The following is a 23,722-nucleotide window of genomic DNA, read 5'->3' on the forward strand; positions in this document are numbered from 1 at the left end:
GCGGGGGCGGTCGTGTGCGGGGTGGCTCAGACCTTCGGCGCCCGCAGTATCGCCCCGATGTGGGCCGCCGCCGTCGACAGATGGCCGCGGGTCTCGCGGAGCTGTTCGGGGGTGACCCCGTGGTCGCGGGCCGCGTCGCGGATGTCGTCGCGGAAGCGGTCCAGGAGGCGGTCCAGGTCACGGACCGGGTCGCCGCTGGAGGGCTCGTGCGCCCACGCCGGTTCATAGCCGGCCGGGAAGTCCTCCGGGGTGATCGTGTACGTCGGCTCGGGGGCCGTCTTCGCGGTGGACGCCGGTCCGGCCGGGCCCTCTCCCGCCGTACGGCCGAAGCCGAACTCCTTGCCCCAGTCCTTGCCGAAGTCGCCGAACTCCCGGGCCAGTTCCGTCAGGCCCTCGCGTACGCCCGTCGGCCAGTCGCCCCGGGCGAAGTGGTCCTGGACCTGCTCCTGCACCTTGCGGGCGATGCGCTGGACCTCCTCCTGGGCCTGGGCGCGGGCGCGGTCCTGGGCCTCCTTGGCCTGACGGCGGGCCCGCTGGGCCTCCTCGCGGGCGCGGCGGCTCTCGTCCTTGGCGCGGCGGGCCTGTTCCTTCCACTCCTGCTTGGCGCGGCGCATCTCCTCCTTGGCCGCGCGCCAGGCGTCCTTGTCCCCCTGGTCGGAGAAGTCGCCCAGGGGGCCTGCCTCGCCGGACGCCGGCCCGGTGCGGGCCTGTGAGGCCGCCGCGCGCATCTCGCGCCGCAGATCACCGGCCGCCCCCCGCACATCGGCCCGGATCTCCGCCGCCAGTTCCGCGACCGACTCCCGGATCTCCAGCTCCAGGTCGGCCAACTCGCCGCTGCGGTCGGCCAGTTCGGCGCGGCCCGCGTCCGTGATCGCGTACACCTTGCGGCCGCCCTCGGTGGTGTGGGTGACCAGGCCCTCGGCCTCCAGCTTGGCCAGCCGGGGGTAGACCGTGCCCGCCGAGGGCGCGTACAGCCCCTGGAAGCGCTCCTCCAGGAGGCGGATCACCTCATAGCCGTGGCGCGGGGCCTCGTCCAGCAGCTTCAGCAGATACAGGCGCAGGCGGCCGTGGGCGAAGACGGGGGGCATGTCAGAGCACCTTCTTGTCGGTCGTGCCGTCGGCCGGGGTGTCGGGGGAGGAGTTGGAGGGGCCGGGACCGGAATTGTCCCCCGATTCCGGGGCCGCCCCGGACGGCGACTCCGCCTCCCACGGCGCTTCCCTCGCCGGCGGCTCCGCCTCCCACGGCGCCTCCTCCGCCGGTGGGCGTCGCAGCAGGGCGATCGAGCCGGAGACGGTGGTCGCCTTCAGTCGGCCGTTGCCCGCGCCCAGCCGGCCCGTGATGCGCTTGGCACCCCACTGGCCGCTGACCCTGAGGTCCTCGAACGCGTTGGAGACCGAGCCGCTCGCCGTGTTCGCCTCCACCCGGGCGTCCGCCGGCTGCGGCAGGCGGATGGCGATCTCACCGGAGACGCTGGTCAGGGCGATGTCCGTGGGGCGGCTCGCCGGGTCCAGGTCGACGATCATCGAGCCGCTGACCGAGTCGGCCTTCACCGAGGAGCCCGCCTCCACCACGGTCAGGTCGCCCGACACGGAGTTGTAGCGCAGGTCGCCGGTGAGGGCCTGGGCCTCCAGACTGCCCGAGACGGTGTCCGCGCGGACCGGTCCCGCGAGCCCCACCAGGGTCGTGTCCCCGGAGACGCCCTTCACCTCGGTGTGTCCGTCGATGCCTGAGACCACCGCGGCCGCGCTGACCACGCCGACCTCCACGCGGGTGTCCGCCGGGACGGCCAGGGAGACGACCGCGCTGCGCCGCCAGCCCTTGCGGTCGAGCCACTTGAGGAAGCCCTTCCAGGGCAGGTCCTCGTACGCCACCGTCAGGGTGCCGTCCCGGTGGGTGACGATCAGCGGTGGTCCCTCGATCCGGGAGACCTCCAGACGCGCGGAACCCTCGTCGGTGCCCACCACGTTGACCGTGCCGTTGACGATGCGGACGTGCAGTTCGCTCACGGGCGCGTCGAAGGTGAGCTTCGTGGGCTCGGCGACGGACCACTCGGACATGGTGGGACCTCCTCGGCACGGCGGGCGACGGGCGCGGGCGGCGCACGACCGGGAGTCGCGACGCGCCATATCGCGTCCTACGAGAAACACGATATATCGTGGACTGGCGAAGTCAAGACACTCGTTTCGGCGATCGCCACCCGCCCACGGGTGATCGCCGACCGTCGAATGATGATGAATTGTCCTAGCGTGTGAGCATGCCGACGGAAGACACCGCCCCCGGAGCCCTCCTGCTGTGCGGCGCGGAACCCGACTCCGTCGCCCCCACCGCCGGCCTCCTGCGCGAACGCATGCTGCTCACCCCGGCCGGCACCGGATGGAGCGTCCTCGTCCCCGAGGGCGCGCCCTGGCAGACGGGCGCGGAACCCGTCGACCGTGTCCTCACCGGCTGGGCCACCGCCCTCGCCGTCGGCGCGCCCTGGCCCGTCCTCGCCCTGTGGTGGGACGCCGACCGGGCCGGCTACACCCTCGCCTCCGGCTTCCGCCGCCCCGTCGGCTACGTCTGGCTCGCCCCCGGCACCCCGGTCGGCGAGGACGAGGCGATGCGCACCTTCGCCGCCCGCCTCGGGCTCGACCCCGTCCTCGGCATGCAGGCCCTGGACGAACTCACCCGGCCCGACAGCGCGGCCGATGCGCGCGCCCGCCTGCGCGGACTGCTCGCCGTGCTCACCCGCGCGGGCGTCTTCCTCCCCGAAGGACTCGCCCCGGGGGAGCCCGCCCACCGCCTGCGCGAGGCCGCCCGGACCGCCCACGGCGTCCGGCAGGTCGAGGGACTGGGTCGGCGGGAGACCGTCCGGGCGGAACTCGACGCCATCGGCGGGGCCTCCCTCGGCCCCTGGCTGCCCTGGTCGGGCACGCCAGGCGCGCGTGTCCTCGCCCTCGCCCAGGTGACGGCCGGCCTGCCGCTCACCGCCTGGGGCCTGCGGCGCCGCAGCCCCGGCTGGATCGTGGCGGGCGTCCTGCTGCTGGCCCACGGCGCGCTGGGCCTCGTCTACGACCTGGGGCGACCGCGCGACTGACGGCGCCGACCCCGTCGTAGAGCCGCGGGGTCGCGGAACGCGTCCTACTCGTCGTCCTCGTCGTCCAGGCGGGCCAGCCAGGTCGCCAGGCGCTCCACCGGCACCTCGAAGTCGGGGTTGAGGTCGACGAAGGTGCGCAGCTGCTCGGCGAGCCACTCGAAGGTGATCTCCTCCTCGCCGCGCCGCTTCTCCAGTTCCTCGATGCCGCGGTCGGTGAAGTACATGGATCGTGCTCCGTGGGTGGGTCGAAGGGGTTGGGACGCGCCTCCGGGGGAAGGACCTTTGTTCCGCGGTTCCGGGACGGGAGGGAACGGGAGAGAAAAGGCCCTGTGCTCCGTTGGAGGTAACAGGAAAAGGATAGGCGCAGCGTGCGCAGCGGTCGGGTGGGCGGCCGCCGGGACGGGGGGATGCCATGAGCCAGGAAGTGACGCGGGTAGCGAGGATCGCCCTGCCGGACGGGACCCCCGTCTGGGCCCGTATCTCCGGCACCGAGGAGCTGACCGCGCCCTCGGGGCAGCTGTCGTACAGCGACACCGGGTTCACCGACCGGGTCGAGGCGAGCGTGGAGAGCCTGCACTCGCTGATCACCGGGGTCGCCCGCTCGCTGGCCGAGCCGTTGCGCGCGGTGCGGCCCGACGAGGTGAGCGTCGCCTTCGGGATCGAGCTCACCGCGAAGGCCGGGAAGGTCGTCGGCCTGCTCGCCGACGGCGAGGCGAAGGCCGGCATCACGGTCACCCTGACCTGGAGCAGCGGCCCGCCGGACCCGGACGCCCCGGCGCGTGCGGGCGCGTCTCCCGGCGCCCCGGTGCACGGGGGCGCCGACGGTGCCACTGGCGGGACCGGGGCATGACGGAGCGGCACGAGGGGGGCGCACCCGGCGGCTCCGATGCCGCCCACCGTGCGCTGCATGACCTCGTCATGACGGCCACCGTGCGCATCCATCGCACAGACGTCGGGTATGCCCCTGACGAACCGGGCAGCTTCCTCGGCAGCGGATTCTTCATCGCCCCGAACTGGGTGCTGACCTGCGCACATGTCGTGCACGGCGGGGAGGGGGGCGATGTCGCGGTGGTCTATCAGAGCGGGCCGGAGCAGGGCGAGTGCGTCGTCTCCGGCGAAGTGGCGGCCATGCTGCCCGAGCTGCTCGCCGGGCCCCCGAGCGGCGGCTGGCCCGCCCCCGACCTGGCCCTCGTCCGGCTGCGCGAACCCGTCGGCCACGACTGCGCGTACGTGTCCGAGCGCTCGACGGCCTACTACAGCGGAGGCTCGGTGCTGTACGCGGGCTGGACCGTGGTGGGCGGACAGCTGCAGATCCTCTACGGACCGATCGACGTGCAGGGCATCATCGCCGGTCCGTCCACCGGCGTACAGATGCGCCTCGGGCACAACGACCTGCCGCCGGGCGTCTCGGGCGGCCCCGTGCTCGACCCCGCGCGCGGTGAGGTGATCGGCATCCTCAAGTCCCGCGCCGACCACGGTCAGGGCGGCACCTCCACCGGGATCGGACGGCTGCGCACCCTGCCCGTGCCGCAGGGGGCGGTCGCCGCCGAGTACGACGACGTCTACCAGGCCGTCTTCCACGCCCACGACCGCTATCACCGCGACCGCCAACTGCTCTCCGACTCCCGCCGACCCACCTGGGCCGACGCGCAGAGCCGGCTCGGTGTCCGGCCGGGCCGCGCGCTCAGCCCCGACGAGCGCAGCGAGCTGCTGGGCCGGCTGGCCGCCCTGCCGCCGCCGGTCAGCACCCGCGCCCTGCTCGACATCGTCGACTCGCTGCACGGCTTCGAGCCCTCGCATCAGCTGCCCGCCCCGCGCGGCTGGCGCGACGGCCTCGGCATGCTCTACGAGAACGCCTCCGACGACGGCACCCTCAAGCTGGTCCTCGACTACGCGATGCGGGTCATCCGCGCCGAACGCCCGCCCACGCCCAGCTCGTTGAACGCGGAGCGGGCGCTGTGGGACTGGGTGCGGCAGGCCGCGGCCGGCCTCGACAGCGGCTACCGCAGCAGTCTGGCGCGCCAGTGGGCCGAGTGGTCGGCCCAGCGCAGGCGCCAGCGGACCCAGGCGACCAAGGTAGGGGGCACACCCCTCACCGAAGGAGACGGACGCCAGGGAGACGGACGACAGGCCCCCGACCGCCCCACCGGTGACCGATCGGTCACCGTTCCAGCCCCCGCCGCCCCGCCCCGTCTCTCCGTGCTCCTGGAGGTCATCCGACGCGGCTGGGAGCCCGACCGGTGTGACTGGTCGGTCTCCGTTGCCCGCTCCGACGGGGACGTGCAGCGGCTGCACGAGGCCGAGCGCACCCCGCTGGACCGGCTGCACGCCGAGGCCGCCGAGCATCTCGTCGAGGCGTTCCGGCGCTGCGACGAGCCCGACCGCCCCGCGATCCTCCAGGCCGCCCTGCCCCACCTCCTGCTGGGCCTGCCGGTGGACTCCTGGCAACTGCGGCAGGGCGAGCCCCCGTTGGGCGTGCAGCGGCCGGTCGTGGTGCGCTGCTCCGACCGCGACCAGTTACCGGACGACGAGGAGCCGGTCCCCGACGGCGACGAGGGACACCACGAACGCCGGGACCGCTGGCGCTGGCTGCACGCGCACGACGCGCGCGCGGAGGTCCTCGACTGCGACGAGGGCATCCGGCAGCCCGTGCCGCCCGTGTCGGACCTGCGCGGCCTCGCCCACCGCACGGTCCCGGTGCTGTGCCGCTACGGCGACCACCGCTACGAGGACGACGGGGCGGCCCTCGTCCGTATCCTGCACGCCGGTTTCGGCGTGGCCCTGTGGCGCCGCTGGCCCGGCCGGCCGGACGCGGTCTGCGGAGAGTTCCACCGGGGCGCGCGCCAGGCCGTCGACGACGGCGTCAGCGCCGAGCTGCTGCCCGATGTCGTGCACGCCATGCGCACGAAGCTGCACGCCGGCCTGACCGAGGCGTTCTGGGCCGACGGCATAGCGCTCTACTACGACGATCCGCACGACCTCCTGCCCGGAACCGGCGACCTCCTGGAGGCGCCGTGACGCGACGCGCCCGCGCCTTCCGGCCCCCTGCCCGGCCGACGGCCGCCCACCAGGCGCCCTGGCCTCTTACCAGGCCCACGACGGGTCGATACCGTGATGCACGTTCGACGGCTGCCATGGACGCGTTGACGACGAGGACCGGACCATGACCGATTCCAATGAGTGGCTCATCTACCGAGGCGCCGGCGAACCCCACGACGGGATGGACCGGTTGCCCGCGCCGCCGCCCTGGCGCGACTTCGCGGGCCGCGACGCGGCGGGCCCCGGCGACGGCTCCCAGGACCGCAGGCTCGGCTTGAACCGGCATCTGGCCGAGCTGCACCGGCCGGGCGCCGAGGAGCTGGAGATGATCAACGCGGCGCTGTATCTGCGGCGTCCGCTGCTGGTCACCGGCAGCCCCGGCGCGGGCAAGAGCACCCTGGCCCACTCCGTGGCGTACGAACTCCGGCTGGGCGAGGTGCTGCGCTGGTCCATCGTCAGCCGCTCCGCGCTCCAGGACGGCCTCTACCACTACGACGCCATCGCCCGGCTCCAGGACGTGCAGATCGCCGCGCAGGGCGGGTTCGGCGCGGCGGCCGGCAGCCCCGGCGCGGTGGAGAGCATCGGCAGCTACATCCGGCTGGGCCCGCTCGGCACCGCCCTGCTGCCCTCCGACACGCCGCGCGTGCTGCTCATCGACGAGCTGGACAAGAGCGACATCGACCTGCCCAACGACCTGCTGAACGTGCTGGAGGAGGGGGAGTTCGAGATCCCCGAGCTCCAGCGCATCGCCGACCGGCTGCCCGACGGCGAGGCGGAGGTGCTCACCGCCGACGGCACGAAGGTGCGGGTGCGTGACGGCCGGGTGCGCTGCCGCGCCTTCCCGTTCGTCGTGCTGACCAGCAACGGCGAGCGGGACTTCCCGGCCCCGCTGATGCGCCGGTGCATCCATCTGGAGCTGGGGCGGCCCGACCACAATCGGCTCGCCACGTTCGTCCGCGCGCATCTCGGCGACGAGGCGGCACGCGCGGGCGACGATCTGATCACCCGCTTCCTGGAGCGCTCGCGCTCCGAACTCCTCGCCGCCGACCAGCTGTTGAACGCCATCTACCTCACCGACGCGGCCGCGCCCCCCAGTCGCGACCGCCTGGCCGACCTGCTCATCCAGCGGCTCGACCGCCCGAGGTGAGCCGCTGATGCCAGCCGCATCCCCAGGCCCCGAGCCGGCGCACCCCGGCCGGCCCGCCCCGGCGCCGGGCGACCCCACGGCCCCCGGCCGCGGCCCAGCCCCCACCCGGACACCGACCGGGCCGCCGGACCCCGGCCGGCAGGTCTCCTCCGGTGACCCCATCGCCGCCCTCGTCGCGCGGCTGCGGCAGGGTGGGCTCGATCCCGATGTCGAGGGGGTCAGTGACGCCCTCTGGCTGGCTCAGTGGGTGCGGCCCGTCGGCGGTGGGGCGGATGACGGCGGGGCGGCGCCCGACGGCGGGGGAGCGGAGGGGTCCCGCGGTTCGGACCAGGCCCGCACCGACCGCGCCCCGACCCCGGCGCCCCCGGACGCCTCCCGGACCGGAGCGCCCGCGCCGCCGTCGTACGACACCGAGGCCGAGGGGCGGGTGGCGCTCTACCCGCCGACGCGGGGCGGCCGCACGGGTGGGGCGGGGCGCGGGGCGGCGCTGCCCGTCGGAGTGCCGGCCGCCTCCGTGCTGCCCTCCCCGCTCGAACTCCAGCGCGCTTTACGCCCGTTGCAGGGCTACCGCAGCGCCGCCCCGCCCCTGCGGACCGAGCTGGACGAGATCGCCACCGCCGAACTCAGCGCCCGCGCGGGTGGCTTGGTCATGCCGGTGCATCGCGCGGTGACCCGGGGCGACACGCGGCTGCAACTGGTCCTCGACGCCTCGCCGTCGATGCGCGTGTGGGACCGGCTCTTCGCCGAACTGGAGCAGGTCTTCGCCCAGTTGGGCGCCTTCGGTGACGTCCAGGTCAGCCATCTGCACGAGGGACCGGACGGCGAACCCGTCGTCAGCCGCAGCGCCGACGCCCACGCCGCCCCGCTGCACGGCGCCGACCGGCTCAGCGACCCCACCGGACGCCGGATCACACTCCTGGTGAGCGACTGCGCGGGCCCGCTGTGGCGCAGCGGCCGGGCCCACCGCCTGCTGCACCACCTGGCCCGGCAGGCCCCCGCCGCCGTGCTCCAGCCGCTTCCGCAGCGCCTGTGGAGCCGGACCCGGCTGCCGGTGACGTACGGCGAGCTGACGCGCGGCGAGACGCTGGGCGGGGCCGCCGTGCTGCGGGTGCGCACCCCGTCCGGGGCGCCCGGACGGCCGCCCGGCGGCGGCCGTTCCCCGGGGCTGCCGCTGCCCGTGCTGCCGCCCGACCCGGTGGCGCTCGGCGTGTGGGCGCGGCTGCTGTCGGGGGCCGGGTCGGCGCCGGTCGCCGGTGCCGTGGGCTGGGTGCGCGCCGATCAGCCGCCCGCCCCCGCCACGGGCTCCGCCCGGCCGCGCTCCTGGGTGGAGCGCGTCGGCCGGTTCCGCGCCACGGCCTCCCCGGCCGCGGGCCGGCTCGCGGTCTATCTCGCGGCGGCCCCGCTGTGCCTGCCGGTGATGCAGCTCGTGCAGCGCACCATGCTGCCCGGCTCCGGCCCGTCGGAGCTGGCCGAGGTGCTGCTCAGCGGCCTGGTCGCACGGTCCGCCGAGGAGCACGGCGACGACGGCGTCCAGTGGTACGAGATGCGGCCCGACGTACAGGAGGCGCTGCTGTCCACGCTCGGCCGCGACGAGGCGGTGCTGGTCCTCAAGCACTGTTCCGAGTACATCGAGCAGCGGTACGGCAAGGGCGGCCCCAACTTTCCCGCCCTCGCCCTCGCCCAGCTCGGCAACGGCGGCTCGGGACGGCCGTACGCGCCCGGCGGCCGCGCCCGCGACAACGGCGACGCGACCCTCGTGCCGCAGCCCTTCGCGGAGGTCGCCGCGCGCGTCCTGGAGCGGTTCATGCCGCTGCCCGAGCCGCTCGCGGTCCACGCCGTGCGCGCCACGCCCGGGCTGTCCGAGGAGCGCCCGACCCATCAGGCCGTCGTGCGGGCCCGCTCGCTGGTCGCGCGGTTCGACGAGGAGGGCATGGTGCAGGACCTGATCGACGCCGTGCAGCTGCTGCGCGGCGCCACCGAGCACGAGCGCGGCGCCGCCGCGGACCCCGAGACCTGGGCGCAGTACGCGCTCAGCGCGCTGCGGCTGTGGGAGGTGCAGGGCGGCCCGGAGCTGCTGCGGGAGGCGGAGCGGGCCGCCGAGCGGGCCGTCGCCCATCCGCACGCCCTGCGGGAACGGGCCGTCCTGGCGCGGGTGCTGCACGCGGCCGCCGTCGACCGCAGACGGCGCGGCGACCCGCACGGCGCGCTGGGCCTGCTCAGCCGCGCCGACCGCGAGTACGCCGTGGCCTGCGCGGCCCCCGACCTGGCGGAGGACGAGGCGCTCGGCCTCACCCTGGAACGCGTGGCCGCCCTGGAGGCGCAGTGGCGGCTCGGCGGCGACAGCGCGCTGCTGCAGGGCGCGGTCGGCATGCTGGAGGCGTTCGCCGACGCCTGGCCGGACCGCACCCGGCGCCCGCCCGAACTGCCCCTCGCGCACGGCCGGGTGCTGCTGCGCCTCGCGGACGCCACCGTCGATCCCGAGCAGGCGCGCGGGCACGCCGAGCAGGCGGCGCGCTCGCTGCGGGACGCGTTGGACACCGAGGCCCCGACGCGGGAGCGGCGCGACGGGGTACGGATACGGCTCGACCTCGTCGACGCGCTGCTGGCGTCGGGCGGCTCGCTGGACGAGGCGCAGGACCGGGTCGACGAGGCGCTCGGGCTCACCCCGGAACGGCCCCTGCGCTCCGCCCTGTTGGTGCGCTCCGGCCGTATCGGCGTGGCCCGGCACGCGGATGCGGGCGACGTGCGGGAACTGCGCGCCGCCGCCGACCGGTTCGAGGAGGCCGCCCGGGGCATGCCCCGCGACGCGCCCACGCACGCGGACGTCCTCGCCGAGTGGGGCGAGGCGCTGCTGCGGCTGGCGGACCTGGAGGGCGGCTCCCGGGCGCTCGGGGCGCTGTCCGGGGCGATCCGCGTGCTGCGCGAGTGCCGTACGGAGACGCCGTCCGGGGACGCCCGGCTCGCCCACCGTCTGCTGCTGCTGGGCCGCGCCCTGATGGCCCGCTACGGCACCCGGGGCGACCCGGTGGATCTGCGCGAGGCGGAGCACCTGTTCGGCCTCGCGGCGGCCGAGGCGGCGGACGCGCTGCTGGAGGCCCGCTGTCTGCTGGCGCTCGGCCGGGCCCAGTTCGAGGCCTACCGGGGGCTCGGGCGGCCGGCCCGGCTCGACACGGCCGCGGACGTCTTCCGGGAGGCGACGGAGGCCGCCCGGGCCGCCGAGGCGGAGGCCGGGACCGAGCGGCGCCGGCAGGAAGCGGTGGAGTTGTGCGCTCAGGCACACCACTGGCGGGGTAGGACCTATGAGGCGGCCGCACGCCCGCGGGCCGCCCGCGAGGCCTACCGCGCGGCCCGCGCCGAGTGGCAGCGGCTGCCGGAGGACACCGTCGCCGGCTCCGGGCCGACGGCCGGGGACACCGCGCGCAGGCTCGCCGAGCTGGAGTGACGGAGGGGGAGGACATGAGCACGGAGCCCACGGAGGCGGTGTCGCAGGAGCCGCTGCCGGACGTACTGGGAATGGATCTGGCCGAGTTGAGGACCGCCGAGCATCCGGTGCTGAGCGAGGTCCTGGCGGACCTCCGGGAGCGGGCCGCGCGGCCGGGGGAGATGCTCTGGGGGTTCCAGAGTTCCCTCTGATCGTCGGGGCGCGCCGGGCGCCTCGACGTGGTGCGGCGAGGGATCAAATCCGGTCGGACACAAGCCAGTTCCGGCCGGTGGTGCGTGACTTGCCGGCCCGGGGCGAACCACCGGAGTTTGCCGCTGTCCCGCCCGGGAATGCGGCCCGTACGGCCAAGGGCATGGGGGTGACGAGTGTCGTACGACGTTGATCCCCGCGCCCGCACCCGCACCCGCGCGCCCCACCCCTTCCGCCAGTTCATCGTGAAGCTGCACGGCCGCTGCAACCTCGCCTGCCGCTACTGCTACCTCTACGCCGGCCCCGACCGCACCTGGCGCACCCGCCCCGCCGCCGCGCCCCCCGCCGTACTGGACCGCACGGCGACCCGCATCGCCGAGCACGCCCGCGCCCACGGCCTGACCGCCGTCTCCCTGGTCCTGCACGGCGGCGAACCCCTGCTCGCCGGGGCCGGCACCCTCGCCCGCTTCACCGGTCTGGTCCGCGACCGCGTCCCCGCCGGCACCACCGTCCACCCGGTCGTGCAGACGAACGCGACCCTCCTCACCGAGCGGCGCCTGACCGTCCTCGCCGGGGCCGGCATCCGCGTCGGCGTCAGCCTCGACGGCGGACTGCCCGGTCACAACGCGCGCCGCGTCGACCACTCCGGACGGCCGTCCTGGCCCGCCGCGGCACGCGGAGCGCGGCTGGTCGCCGACCGCTTCCCGGAGACCTACGCCGGGATCCTCACCGTCGTGGACCCGACGCTGGACCCCGTCGAGACGTACGAGTCGCTGCTCGCCCTGCGCCCGCCCGCGCTGGACCTCCTCCTGCCGCACGGCAACTGGTCGGCGCCGCCGCCCCACCACGGCGACGAGGCTCATGGCCGGTGGCTGTGCGACGTCTTCGACCGCTGGTGGCGGGCCGGCCGGCGGGAGACCCGCGTCCGCCTCTTCGAGGAGTGCGTGGCCCTGCTCCTGGGCCTGCCCGCCGCCACCGAACAGCTGGGCCTCGCGGCCTTCGACGCGGTCGTCGTGGAGACCGACGGGAGCATCGAGCAGGTCGACGCGCTGAAATCCTGCTACGAGGGCGCGGCCGAGACCGGCCTCGACGTCTTCCGGCACCCCTTCGACGAGGCGCTGCGCCATCCCGCGGTGGCGGCGCGACAGGCGGGCGTGGACGGGCTGGCCGCCGTGTGCCGGACCTGCCCGCTGCTGCACGTGTGCGGCGGCGGCCACTACGCCCACCGCTACCGGGCCGGGCACGGCTTCGCCCACCCCTCCGTGTACTGCGCCGACCTCCAGCGGTTCATCCGGCACGTGGCGGGACGGCTCACCGAGGACGCGACGGGCGTACCGGCGTCCTCCTCGGCCGAAGGAGGCACCCCGTGACACTCCCGCCCCTCCCCGACCACGCCCTCACCGAACTCGGCCGCACCGAGGGCTCACCGGACACCCTGGCCCGTCTCACCCGGGACCAGGACACCCGCCGCCTGCTGACGCTGCGCGCGATCCTGGACGCGACGGAGTCGCCCCGCCTGCGGGAGGACTGGGCGCTGCTGGAGGAGGCGGAGGCGGTCGGCACGGCGGCTCCGGTCCGGGCGCGCCTCCTGCATCCGCTGCTGGGCCCCTGGGCGGCCCGCGTCCTGCGGAACCTCCAGACGCGCGGCGTCGAACCCGCCCCGGATCTGGCCCACTTCAGTGCGGTGGCGGCGGTGACCGCCTCCCGCGCGGGCCTCTCCTTCTCCCTGCGCCTCACCCCGTACGACGGAAGACTCGTCCTCCCCTCCCTGGGCGTCCTGACCACCAGGTCCACGCGCGTCGACCTCACCCACCGCCGAGGCCGCCTCACCCTCAGGCAGCCCGGCGAGGCCGACCTCCACGTCCACCTGGAGGACGGCCACGGCGCCTGGTCCGGCTCGCGCGCGTGGACTGCCGCGTACGCCCTCCCGGGGCTCGTGCCCGACGCCCCGCCGACGCCCCTCGACGACCTCGACCCCTACCGCACCGAGCCGGACGGATCGCACTACTACGGACTCAGCGGCCCCGTCACCCTCGACGACGCCGAACGCAAACGCTGGCTGCACGCCTGGTCCGGCACCGCGACCGCGCTGCGGCGGGGCGGCGAGCAGCGCCTCACCGAGGCGACCGCCCTGCTGCGCTGCCTCGTGCCGCTCGCCGTGCCGCAGGGGGACGCGGCGGACGGCCGGATCCAGGGCACCTGCAGCGCCACCCGCCGGGAGGCGTTCGGAGCGGTCCTCAGCAGCACCCCGCCCACCGCGACCGACTTCGCCGCCACGCTCGTCCACGAGTTGCAGCACGCCAAGCTCATTGTGTTGAGTGAGATGGTGACGCTCCATCAAGCGGACGCGACAGCACGGCACTTCGCGCCCTGGCGGTCTGATCCCCGCCCGTACGACGGCCTGTTGCAGGGCGCGTACTCGCATCTGGCGCTCGCCGACTACTTCCAGCGGCGCGCGCTGGACGAGAGCGGCCCCGCGCGGCGCGAGTCCGCCTGGGCGCTCTTCGCCCGCTACCACGAGCAGGTGGGCGCCGCCCTGCCCGCCCTGGTCGGATCGGGCGATCTCACCGCGCACGGACGCCAGTTCATCGAGGCCCTCGTCGGCGCCCACGAGCGGATGGCCGGACAGCCGGCCCCCCGGGCGCACGCGGTCCGCGCCCGCGAGTACGTACGCGCCGCCCGGCGCCTGTGGGCCCAGCGCCGGCCGCCGGACGTGCGCCACCTGGGCGACTGAGCGGCACGACCGGGCCAGAACGTTGCGTTGGAAGGTGGAGATCGTTGCCCTTGCGGGAAAGATGCGGACCACGAGCGACGGCACGGGCGCCTCTGCGCGCCTTCCCGCAGCCGTGTCCAGCTTTTAAAATCGCGTCCGGGAGGCCGCCGCATGTCTGGAACTCGTAGGCCGGTCGGCTCACCCGAAAGGGGGGCCGCGAGGCAGACCGTCACCATCAGCTTCGCCGGGTTCAACCGGGCCTGGGCGGCCTGGATCGGGGACCGTCTGGAGCGGCGCGGCCTGCGCGTGGTCTACCTGCGCTGGGACGCGCCCGCCGAGGTCCCGCTGACCGACCTGCTGCGCGACCTGAGCCTCGCCGACGGCCGCATCCTGATCCTCATCAGCGAGTGGTACTTCAAGCTCGGCCCGCGCACCTTCGAGGAGTGGAACGCCGCGCTGCGCGAGGTCGTCGCCCCCGACCCGTCCCGCTTCGCCGCCGTCTCCGTGACCACCGCGTCCGTGCCGACCGCGACCGCCGTCCTCGCGCCCGTCGACCTCGTCAACACCGGCCCCGACGAGGCCGAACGACGCCTCGTCGACCGGCTCGACCTCCCGCAGGAACCCCTGCCCGAGCCCGCCGACGGCCGCCGCGGACCCCGCTTCCCGCTGGCCATGCCCGAGGTCTGGGGCGGAGTGCCGCGCCGCAACACCCGCTTCACCGGCCGCGATCCCCTCCTCAACGACGCCTACCACCTGCTCCAGGGCAGCGAGTCCGGCGCCGGCGTCCTCACCCTGTACGGCATGTCCGGCGTGGGCAAGACCCAGCTCGCCGCCGAGTACGTCTACCGGTTCAGCTCCGAGTACGACGTGGTGTGGTGGATCAACGCCGAGAAGCGGGTGTCCTACCGCCGCCTGCTCGCCGAACTCGCCCCGAAACTGGGCCTGACCACGGGCGCGGAGTACGGCGAGCGGCTGCGCGCCGTCCGGGACGCGCTGCGCCGGGGCGAGCCGTACTCCCGCTGGCTGCTCATCCTCGACGGCGCCGACGACCCCGACCAGATCTGGGACCTCGTGCCCACCGGCCCCGGCCATGTCGTCATCACCTCCCGCAACCCGCAGTGGGGCGAGCACAACAGCCGGCTGATCCAGGTGCCCGTCTACCAGCGCGACGAGTCCGTCGCCTTCATCCGGCGCCGCGCGCCCCGCCTGTCGGACAGCGACGCCGACCAGCTCGCCGAGGCCCTGGAGGACCTGCCGCTGCTGCTGGACCAGACGGCCGGCTGGCTCAACGACTCCGACCTGTCCGTCGACGACTACATCGCCCTGCTGGAGGACGGCGTCGACCAGGACGTCGTCAAGGTCTCCGCCGACTTCCCCGTGGCCTTCCAGACCGCCTGGTCGATACTGCTGAACAAGCTCCGCGAGACCGTCCCGGAGTCCGTCGACCTGCTGCGCCTGTGCACCTTCTTCGCGCCCGGCTTCATCCCCGTACGGCTGCTGAAGGAGATGCCCCACGACGACCTGCCCGAACAGCTCACGGGACTGCTCGACGACCCCCTGCTGTGGAACCGGGCGATCAACCAGCTGCGCCAGTACTCCGTGGTGCGCCTGGAGTCGCACGAGACGGCCGCCGAACCCGGCGCGTCCACCGGCGAGTCGCTCTATCTGCACCGCATGGTCCACCAGATCGTCCGCAAGGACATGCCGGAGACCGACCGGCGGGAGTTCATCGACGTCGTCCGGCGCGCCCTCGCCGCCGCCGACCCCGGCCGCGCCACCGACACCCGGCTGTGGGACGCCTACGCCGAGATCGTCCCGCACCTGAAGTACGCCGACGTACTGAACAGCGACGACCGCCAGGTGCAGAAACTCGTCCTCAACTGCCTGCGCTACATGTGGTTCGCCGGCGAGTACACCTCCGGCGTCAAGCTCGGAGAACGCGCCCTCGCGGCCTGGCGGGAGCGGCTCGGCGAGTTCCACCCCAGGATCTGGGACCTGATCTACCACTACGCCAACCTGCTGCGCTCCTCCGGCGACTACGTACGCACCGAGGCCATCGAGCGGGAAGCCGTCGAACGCCTGCGCGCGGAACGCGGCGAGCGGGACCTCGACCACCTCCGGGCGGCCAACGGCCTCGGCGCCGACCTGTGGGGACTGGCCCGCTACGACGAGGCCCTGGAGCTCTACCAGTGGCTCTACCCCACCTACCGCGACCTCCTCGGCGAAGAGGACTCCCGCACCCTCAACGCCCTCAACAACCTGGGCTTCTCGCACCGCCTCCTCGGCCGCTACGAGGAGGCCCTGACCATCGACGAGACCACCCTGGACCTGCGCCGCCGCCTGCTGAAGGCACGCCACCCCTGGGCGCTGTTCTCGGAGGTGTCCTACGCCATGGACCTGCGGCTGCTCGGCCGCTACACCGACGCCGAGTCCGTGCAGGTGAAGAACGTGCGCGAGCACCGCATCGTGATGGGTCCCGACAACCCCGGCACCCTGCGCGCCGAGCACAACCTCGCCCTGTGCCGGCTGCGCAGCGGCGACCGGGCCGCCGCCGGCGCCCTGCTGACGCGCGTCCTGGAACGCTACGAGCGCAAGGTCGGCGACCGGCACCCGGAGACCCTGGCCGCCGCCGTCAGCCATAGCTGCTTCGCCCGCGAGCACGGCGACATCGACCAGGCCCGCGAGTCCAGTGAGTCCGTCCTCGCCCGCTACGAGCAACTCCTCACCGAGGGGCACCCGTTCATCGCCGGCGCCCGCGCCAACCACGCCCTCGTCCTGCGCAGCGTCGGCGAACGCGACCACGCGCACGTCCTCGTCGAGCAGGCGCTGGCCGACATGACCGCCGCGGTCGGCGAGAACCACCCCTACACGCTGGGCTGCGCCATCAACGCCTCCGCCCTGCGCAACCTGGTCGGCGACACGGAGAGCGCGGCCGCCCTCAGCCGGGACACCGTCACCCGCGCCACCGAGAGCCTCGGCCGCCTCCACCCCCTCACCCTGTCCGCCCGGGTGGCCCACGCGGCCGACCTGCGGGGCCTGAGGGACCGCCAACAGGCCGAGAAGGTCGAGCAGGAGGCCCTGTCCGACCTGGAGGCGACCCTGGGCAAGCAGCACGTCCACACCATCTCGGCGCGCTCGCGCAACCGCCCGTACTGGGACTTCGAACCGCAGGCGACCTGACCGACGGACAGACGGAAGGGCCCGGCCCCGGAGATCTCCGGGGCCGGGCCCTTCCGTGCCGGACGAGGACTACGCCTCGAACACCTCACGCACCAGCTGCTCCTGCTCCGCCTGGTGACGCTTGGCCGAACCCACCGCCGGGGACGACCCGTGCGGACGGGAGATGCGCCGCAGGCGCTCCCCGGCCGGGACGTCGGCGCCGACCGCCAGGTCCAGGTGGTCGATCAGGTTCAGGGCGATGAACGGCCAGGCGCCCTGGTTGGCCGGCTCCTCCTGGGCCCACAGGTACTTCTCGGCGTTCGGGTACTTGGCGATCTCGGCCTGGAGCTCGGCACCCGGCAGCGGGTACAGGCGCTCCAGACGGATGATGGCCGTGTCCGTGACACCGCGCTTCTGCCGCTCGGCCTCCAGGTCGTAGTAGACCTTGCCCGCGCAGAAGACGACCTTGCGCACCGCGGCCGGGTCCACCGACGCGTCGCCGATGACCGGACGGAAGCCGCCCGTGGTGAACTCCTCCGCCTTCGACGCGGCGGCCTTCAGACGCAGCATCGACTTCGGGGTGAAGACGACCAGCGGCTTGTGGTGCGGGTTGTGCACCTGCCACCGCAGGAGGTGGAAGTAGTTCGACGGGAGCGTCGGCATGGCGACCGTCATGTTGTTCTGCGCGCACAGCTGCAGGAAGCGCTCCGGGCGGGCGGACGAGTGGTCCGGGCCCTGGCCCTCGTAGCCGTGCGGCAGCAGCAGGACGACGCCGGACGTCTGGGCCCACTTCTGCTCGGCCGACGAGATGAACTCGTCCACGACCGTCTGGGCGCCGTTGACGAAGTCGCCGAACTGGGCCTCCCACATCACGAGCGCGTCGGGACGGGCGAGCGAGTAGCCGTACTCGAAGCCCATCGCCGCGTACTCGGACAGCAGGGAGTTGTAGACGTTCAGCCGGGCCTGGTCCTCGGAGAGGTACAGCAGCGGCGTGAAGTCCTGGCCGGTCTCACGGTCGATGATGACCGCGTGGCGCTGGCCGAACGTACCGCGCTGGGAGTCCTGGCCGGCCAGCCGGACGGGCACGCCCTCCAGCAGGAGGGAGCCGATCGCGAGGGTCTCGCCCATGCCCCAGTCGATGGTGCCGTCCTCGACCATCGCCGCCCGGCGCTGCAGCTGCGGCAGCAGACGCGGGTGGACGGTGATGTGGTCGGGGATGTTGACCTGCGACTCGGCGATCCGCTTGACGACCTCGGTGGAGACCGCGGTCGGGACCGCGACCGGGAAGCCGTCCTGCGGCTCGTGGGCGTTTCCGCCCGCCGGCTGCGAGGTGGCCTCACGGACCTCGGTGAAGACCTTCTCCAGCTGACCCTGGTAGTCCTGGAGCGCCTGCTCGGCCTCTTCCAGGGTGATGTCGCCGCGACCGATGAGGGACTCGGTGTACAGCTTGCGCACCGAGCGCTTCTTGTCGATCAGGTCGTACATCAGCGGCTGGGTGAAGGCCGGGTTGTCCGACTCGTTGTGACCGCGGCGGCGGTAGCAGATGAGGTCGATCACCACGTCCTTGTTGAACGCCTGGCGGAACTCGAAGGCGAGCCGCGCGACGCGCACGACGGCCTCGGGGTCGTCGCCGTTCACGTGGAAGATCGGGGCCTCGATCATGCGGGCCACGTCCGTCGCGTACATGGAGGAACGCGAGGACTCGGGGGCCGCGGTGAAGCCGACCTGGTTGTTGATGACGATGTGGACCGTGCCGCCGGTGCGGTAGCCGCGCAGCTGCGACATGTTCAGGGTCTCGGCCACCACGCCCTGGCCCGCGAAGGCCGCGTCGCCGTGGATCGCCACCGGCAGGACCGTGAAGTCCGTGCCGCCCTTGCCGATGATGTCCTGCTTGGCGCGCGAGACGCCCTCCAGGACCGGGTCCACCGCCTCCAGGTGCGAGGGGTTCGCGACCAGGGAGACCTTGATCTGCTCGCCGTCCAGGCCCGTGAAGGTGCCCTCGGCGCCCAGGTGGTACTTCACGTCGCCGGAGCCGTGCATCGACTTCGGGTCGAGGTTGCCCTCGAACTCGCGGAAGATCTGCGCGTACGACTTGCCGACGATGTTGGCGAGCACGTTCAGCCGGCCGCGGTGGGCCATGCCGATGACGACCTCGTCGAGACGGGACTCCGCCGCGCTGTCCAGGACCGCGTCCAGCAGCGGGATGACCGACTCGCCGCCCTCCAGGGAGAAGCGCTTCTGGCCGACGTACTTGGTCTGCAGGAACGTCTCGAACGCCTCGGCGGCGTTCAGCCGGCGCAGGATGCGCAGCTGCTCCTCGCGCTCCGGCTTGGAGTGCTGGCGCTCGACCCGGTCCTGGATCCACTTGCGCTGCTTGGGGTCCTGGATGTGCATGAACTCGATGCCGGTGGTGCGGCAGTACGAGTCGCGCAGCACGCCGAGGATGTCGCGCAGCTTCATCATCGACTTGCCGGCGAAGCCGCCGACGGCGAACTCGCGCTCCAGGTCCCACAGGGTGAGGCCGTGCTCGACGATGTCCAGGTCGGGGTGCTTGCGCTGGCGGTACTCCAGCGGGTCGGTGTCGGCCATGACGTGGCCGCGGACCCGGTAGGAGTGGATCAGCTCGAAGACGCGGGCGGCCTTGGTGACGTCGTCGTCGTGCGACGCGTCGATGTCCTTGAGCCAGCGGACCGGCTCGTAGGGGATCCGCAGCGCCTCGAAGATGTCGTCGTAGAAGCCGTTCTCGCCGAGCAGCAGGTTGGCGACCTGGCGCAGGAACTCGCCGGAGGCGGCGCCCTGGATGACCCGGTGGTCGTAGGTCGACGTGAGCGTCATGACCTTCGAGATGCCGAGCTTGTTCAGGGTGTCCTGGGAGGTGCCCTGGAACTCCGCCGGGTAGTCCATGGAGCCGACGCCCATGATCACCGACTGGCCGGGCATCAGACGCGGCACGGAGTGGACGGTGCCGAGGCCGCCGGGGTTGGTCAGGGAGACCGTGACACCGGTGAAGTCGTCCATCGTCAGCTTGCCGTCGCGGGCGCGGCGGACGATGTCCTCGTAGGCCTGCCAGAACTCGAAGAAGTTCAGCGTCTCGGCCTTCTTGATCGCCGCGACGACCAGCTGGCGGTCGCCGTTGGGCTTGACCAGGTCGATGGCGAGACCGAGGTTGACGTGCGGCGGCTTGACCAGGGTCGGCTTGCCGTCCTTCTCGCCGAACGACCAGTTCATCGACGGCATGGCCTTGATGGCCTGCACCATCGCGAAGCCGATCAGGTGCGTGAAGGAGATCTTCCCGCCCCGGGCGCGCTTCAGGTGGTTGTTGATGACGATGCGGTTGTCGAACAGCAGCTTCACCGGGACCGCGCGGACCGAGGTGGCCGTCGGCAGCTCCAGCGAGGCGTTCATGTTCTTCGCGACCGCGGCGGCCGGGCCGCGCAGCGTGATCAGCTCCGGGCCCTCGGCCGGGGCGGCCGGAGCCGCCGGGGCGGCCGCGGGCTTGGCGGCGGGCGCGGCCGGAGCGGCCTTCGCGGGAGCCGGGGCGGCGGCCGCGGGCTTCGGGGCGGCCGGAGCCGGCGCGGCGGCCGCGGGGGCGGCCTGCACGGGAGCCGGGGCGGCGGCCGGGGCGGCGGGCGCCGCCGGGGCCGGGGTGGTGGTGGTCCCTGCGGCCCCCGCGGCCGCAGTACCCGCCGCAGCCGGAGCGGCGGCCGCTCCCGGCTTGTAGTCGGCGAAGAAGTCCCACCAGGCTCGGTCTACCGAATTCGGGTCCTGGAGGTACTGCTGATAGATCTCGTCGACGAGCCACTCGTTGGGACCGAAGGCGGCAGCGGGGTTCTTGCCCGCTTGGTCCGCTTCGGCAGCAGGAGCGCTCGATGCGTTACTGGGGGACTGTGGCGACACGGCGGCAACCGCCCTCTTCCGCTTCACAAGGTGATGGACAGCGGGAATAAAGGCTACGCCTCCCAGACCAGGAAGGTCAGGCTGGGCCGCCCCATCGTCGTGTAAGTCACATTGGACAGCGTGTTTCGGTGCCGGAAATGGCGGGAAACAAGCGTGGTTCCACTGTGAAACGCGTACGACAGTGCAGGTCCGGCACCCTATGAGTGCGGACCTTGATCGAACTGTACGTCAACTCGCCGCGGACGGCTCTCCCGGAAGTGTGACAAGAATCCGGCAACCCCGCTCGGATTCGGCCACCCCGATCCGGCCGCCGTGCAGATCCACCGCCCAGCGCGCGATCGCCAGCCCCAGACCCGTACCGCCGTCGCTGCCCGGGCCGTGCGGCCGGCGGACCGCGCCCCGGTTGAAGCGCTCGAAGACGCGATGCCACTCCGAGCGCGGAATGCCGGGCCCCTCGTCCAGGACCTCCAGCTCCAGCGACTCCGGCAGCGTGCCGCGCCGCGCCTTCACCGTCACCCGGCCGTGCGGCGGGCTGTGCTTGACCGCGTTGTCGATGAGATTGGCGACGACCTGGTGGATGCGCTCCGGATCCGCGTGCGCGGTCAGCTCCGGCGGCGACACGTCCAGATGCAGATGGACGTCCGTCCGGGTGTGGCTGCCGGAGCCGGACGCCATGCCCGCGCGCGCGGAGGCGACCATGTTGGCCTCCTTCAGCACGCCCGACAGATACGGCCACACCTCGAAACGCCGCTTGCGCAGCGGCACGACGCCGTTGTCCAGCCGGGACAGGTCGAGCAGCGTCTCCACCAGGCGGCCCAGGCGCTCGGTCTGCTTCAGCGCCGTCCGCATCGTCTCCGGGTCGGCCTCGGCGATGCCGTCGACCACGTTCTCCAGGACGGCTCTCAGACCCGCGATCGGGGTGCGCAGCTCGTGCGAGACGTTCGCCACCAGCTCCTTGCGCTGACGGTCCTGCGCCTCCAGCTCGTCCGCCATGACATTGATCGTCTGCGCCAGGTCGCCCAGCTCGTCCCGGCGGCTCTCCCGCACCCGGCGCGTGTAGTCGCCCTGCGAGATCGAGCGGGCCACCGTGTTCATGTCGTCCAGCGGAGCGGTCAGCGAGTGCGCCACGAACTGCGTGATCAGCAGCGTGGCGATCATCGAGAAGACCGTGATGAACCGCAGCTCCGTCTTGGTGCGCACCGCGATCATCGACAGACCCGTGGTGATCAGCACCGAGGAGACGACCAGCGCGCCCAGCTTGGTCTTGATCGAGAACGGGCGTACGCCCCCGAAGGGCTCCCCGGGGCTTCTCGGTCCGTCCGGCCCGCCGGTCATGGCGTCGGGGTCTCCAGCGCGTACCCCACGCCGTGCACCGTGCGGATCCGCTCGGCGCCGATCTTCCGCCGCAGCGCCTTGATGTGGCTGTCGACGGTCCGGGTGCCGGAGGCGTCCGCCCAGTCCCACACCTCCGCCAGCAGCTGCTCGCGCGAGAGCACCGCGCGCGGGGTGTTCGCCAGGCAGACCAGCAGATCGAACTCGGTGGGCGTCAGGTGCACGTCCTCCGAGCGCACCCGCACGCGCCGCTGCGCGTGGTCGATCTCCAGCTCGCCCAGGCGCAGGATGCCCGAGCGCGGCGTCGCGGCGGCCAGCGCGGCCCGCTCGACGCGGCGCAGCAGCACGTGCACGCGGGCCGCGAGCTCCCGCATCGAGAACGGCTTCGTCATGTAGTCGTCGGCGCCCACGCCGAGCCCGACCAGCATGTCGGTCTCGTCGTCGCGCGCGGTGAGCATCAGCACCGGCACCGGCCGCTGGGCCTGCACGCGCCGGCAGACCTCCAGGCCGTCGAAGCCCGGCAGCATGATGTCGAGGATCAGCAGGTCCGGCTGCCAGGCCTCGGCCGTGTCGACCGCCGCCGGACCGTCACCCGCCGTTTGCACGAGGAATCCCTCGGCGCGCAGGCGGGCCGCGATGGCGTCGACGATCGTCGGGTCGTCCTCGACGACCAGGACGCGGCGCTGTGCGCCCGGGGAAGCCGTCGTCGTGCCGCTGTGCGAGGTGTGTGTCTGCTCCATCGCCCGCCCCTGAAGTGTGCTTTTCGGAATCCGTGGGGTGATCCCTCGCCCGTGCTCCTGTCTGCGCGGACTCGCGATTGACGCTTGAATGATCGGCGTCAGGTCAGCAACGTACCCGGAGTCACCTCGCCATTGCTATCCAGGTCGGACGGCGAGGTGCACGACGTCCGGCACGCCTCGGGCAACGGGGATCTCTTCGGTACGCACCTGTTGGAACCCGGCATTCCCCAAGGTTCCCTCGAATTCCGGAGACGGCTCGGCCGACCACACGGCGAGCACCCCGCCCGGTTCCAACACCCGCGCGCAGCTTGCCAGTCCGGCGGGACCGTAGAGCCCGTCGTTGCCCTCGGTCACGGTCCAGCCGGGGCCGTTGTCGATGTCGAGGCACAGGGCGTCGAACGTGTCCGATGTCTCATCGAGATAAGCGATCAGATCGTGATGGACGAGGGAGACGCGGGGATCGGCCAGCGCCTGCCCGGACAGCGGGCGCAGCGGTCCGTCCCGATGCCAGTCGATGACCGCGGCCTCCCGCTCCACCACCGTGATGCCGCCCCAGCGGGGGTCGGCGGCGGCGTGTGCGAGCGAGAACCCGACGCCGAGGCCACCGATCAACACCCGCGGCCGCGGCCGTCCGTCGAGCGCGTCCAGCGCCGCGTCCATGAGCCGCCGCTCCGAGCGGCCGTCCGAGGTGTCCATCAGGAAACAGCCGTTCGCGATGATCTGGAGCAACTCCCCTTGCCGGCGCAGCACGACCTCGCCGTGCGGGCCCTCGCGACGGTCCAGGACCACAGGGGTGTCGAAGGTGTCGAAGGTGTCGTACGAGAGGGGCATCGATCCATCGTGGCACCGGTCTGACGGATCGTTGACTCAATTTTCCGAACGTCATCCGAAGGTGCGAGGCGCGGCGCGGGGTCAAGAGCGGGGTAAAGAGCCGGTGAACCTTGAGAGGTTGCTGTGAATCGGCGTTCACGTGGCGCCGATCACAGA

The 23,722-nt window shown here is 73.3% G+C and carries 16 protein-coding genes; 9 read left to right on the plus strand and 7 right to left on the minus strand.

Annotated features, from left to right (window positions below):
- Window positions 1–26: 26 nt before the first annotated feature.
- Window positions 27–1,088, minus strand: coding sequence for a PadR family transcriptional regulator (locus ACZ5NW_RS17455; RefSeq protein ID WP_468744698.1), 1,062 nt, complete (start codon window positions 1,086–1,088; stop codon window positions 27–29).
- A gap of 1 nt (window position 1,089) precedes the next feature.
- Window positions 1,090–2,058 carry a DUF4097 family beta strand repeat-containing protein gene (locus ACZ5NW_RS17460; protein WP_468744699.1) on the minus strand — a complete coding sequence of 323 codons (969 nt, stop codon included), beginning with the start codon at window positions 2,056–2,058 and terminating at the stop codon, window positions 1,090–1,092.
- 197 nt (window positions 2,059–2,255) lie between these two features.
- Here ACZ5NW_RS17460 and ACZ5NW_RS17465 point away from each other — a divergent pair, with 197 nt between their 5' ends.
- Window positions 2,256–3,077: a hypothetical protein gene (locus ACZ5NW_RS17465; RefSeq protein WP_468744700.1), complete on the plus strand. Its 822-nt coding sequence runs from the start codon at window positions 2,256–2,258 to the stop codon at window positions 3,075–3,077.
- A 44-nt stretch (window positions 3,078–3,121) separates the two neighbouring features.
- Here the strand turns inward: ACZ5NW_RS17465 and ACZ5NW_RS17470 are convergent, their stop codons facing one another.
- On the minus strand, window positions 3,122–3,301 hold the full coding sequence (locus tag ACZ5NW_RS17470; protein ID WP_028420339.1) for a DUF6104 family protein: 180 nt from the start codon (window positions 3,299–3,301) through the stop codon (window positions 3,122–3,124).
- 188 nt (window positions 3,302–3,489) lie between these two features.
- On the opposite strand from ACZ5NW_RS17470, the gene ACZ5NW_RS17475 reads away from it, so the two are divergent.
- The 8 genes from ACZ5NW_RS17475 to fxsT all read left to right on the plus strand — a co-directional run bounded on the left by ACZ5NW_RS17475 (window position 3,490) and on the right by fxsT (window position 16,787).
- The gene (locus ACZ5NW_RS17475) at window positions 3,490–3,927 is read left to right on the plus strand and encodes a CU044_2847 family protein (RefSeq protein ID WP_468744701.1); all 438 of its coding nucleotides are present in this window, start codon (window positions 3,490–3,492) and stop codon (window positions 3,925–3,927) included.
- Window positions 3,924–6,095 (plus strand): VMAP-C domain-containing protein, encoded by a 2,172-nt coding sequence (locus ACZ5NW_RS17480; protein WP_468744702.1) that lies wholly within the window; start codon window positions 3,924–3,926, stop codon window positions 6,093–6,095. The genes ACZ5NW_RS17475 and ACZ5NW_RS17480 overlap by 4 nt, the downstream gene beginning before the upstream one ends.
- A gap of 145 nt (window positions 6,096–6,240) precedes the next feature.
- Window positions 6,241–7,263 carry an AAA family ATPase gene (locus tag ACZ5NW_RS17485; RefSeq protein ID WP_468744703.1) on the plus strand — a complete coding sequence of 341 codons (1,023 nt, stop codon included), beginning with the start codon at window positions 6,241–6,243 and terminating at the stop codon, window positions 7,261–7,263.
- 7 nt (window positions 7,264–7,270) lie between these two features.
- Entirely contained in the window at window positions 7,271–10,705 is a 3,435-nt protein-coding gene (locus ACZ5NW_RS17490; protein ID WP_468744704.1) for an SAV_2336 N-terminal domain-related protein, read from the plus strand.
- 14 nt (window positions 10,706–10,719) lie between these two features.
- Complete coding sequence (gene fxsA / locus ACZ5NW_RS17495; protein WP_468744705.1) at window positions 10,720–10,896, plus strand: FxSxx-COOH cyclophane-containing RiPP peptide; 177 nt, start codon at window positions 10,720–10,722, stop codon at window positions 10,894–10,896.
- Window positions 10,897–11,070: 174 nt separating this feature from the next.
- Window positions 11,071–12,264 carry an FxsB family cyclophane-forming radical SAM/SPASM peptide maturase gene (locus ACZ5NW_RS17500; RefSeq protein ID WP_468744706.1) on the plus strand — a complete coding sequence of 398 codons (1,194 nt, stop codon included), beginning with the start codon at window positions 11,071–11,073 and terminating at the stop codon, window positions 12,262–12,264.
- Entirely contained in the window at window positions 12,261–13,628 is a 1,368-nt protein-coding gene (locus tag ACZ5NW_RS17505) for an aKG-HExxH-type peptide beta-hydroxylase (RefSeq protein ID WP_468744707.1), read from the plus strand. The genes ACZ5NW_RS17500 and ACZ5NW_RS17505 overlap by 4 nt, the downstream gene beginning before the upstream one ends.
- 150 nt (window positions 13,629–13,778) lie before the next feature.
- A complete protein-coding gene (gene fxsT, locus ACZ5NW_RS17510) occupies window positions 13,779–16,787 on the plus strand; it encodes an FxSxx-COOH system tetratricopeptide repeat protein (protein ID WP_468744708.1) in 3,009 nt (1,002 codons plus the stop codon).
- 69 nt (window positions 16,788–16,856) lie between these two features.
- Here the strand turns inward: fxsT and ACZ5NW_RS17515 are convergent, their stop codons facing one another.
- The 4 genes from ACZ5NW_RS17515 to ACZ5NW_RS17530 form a co-directional block, all read right to left on the minus strand.
- A complete protein-coding gene (locus ACZ5NW_RS17515; protein WP_468744709.1) occupies window positions 16,857–20,663 on the minus strand; it encodes a multifunctional oxoglutarate decarboxylase/oxoglutarate dehydrogenase thiamine pyrophosphate-binding subunit/dihydrolipoyllysine-residue succinyltransferase subunit in 3,807 nt (1,268 codons plus the stop codon).
- Between the two features lie 228 nt (window positions 20,664–20,891).
- Window positions 20,892–21,998 carry a sensor histidine kinase gene (locus tag ACZ5NW_RS17520; RefSeq protein WP_468744710.1) on the minus strand — a complete coding sequence of 369 codons (1,107 nt, stop codon included), beginning with the start codon at window positions 21,996–21,998 and terminating at the stop codon, window positions 20,892–20,894.
- The gene (locus ACZ5NW_RS17525; RefSeq protein ID WP_468744711.1) at window positions 21,995–22,735 is read right to left on the minus strand and encodes a response regulator transcription factor; all 741 of its coding nucleotides are present in this window, start codon (window positions 22,733–22,735) and stop codon (window positions 21,995–21,997) included. The genes ACZ5NW_RS17520 and ACZ5NW_RS17525 overlap by 4 nt, the downstream gene beginning before the upstream one ends.
- A 135-nt stretch (window positions 22,736–22,870) precedes the next feature.
- The gene (locus ACZ5NW_RS17530; RefSeq protein ID WP_468744712.1) at window positions 22,871–23,566 is read right to left on the minus strand and encodes a spermine/spermidine synthase domain-containing protein; all 696 of its coding nucleotides are present in this window, start codon (window positions 23,564–23,566) and stop codon (window positions 22,871–22,873) included.
- Window positions 23,567–23,722: the final 156 nt, after the last annotated feature.

The organism is Streptomyces sp. NPDC032126, assembly GCF_055580085.1.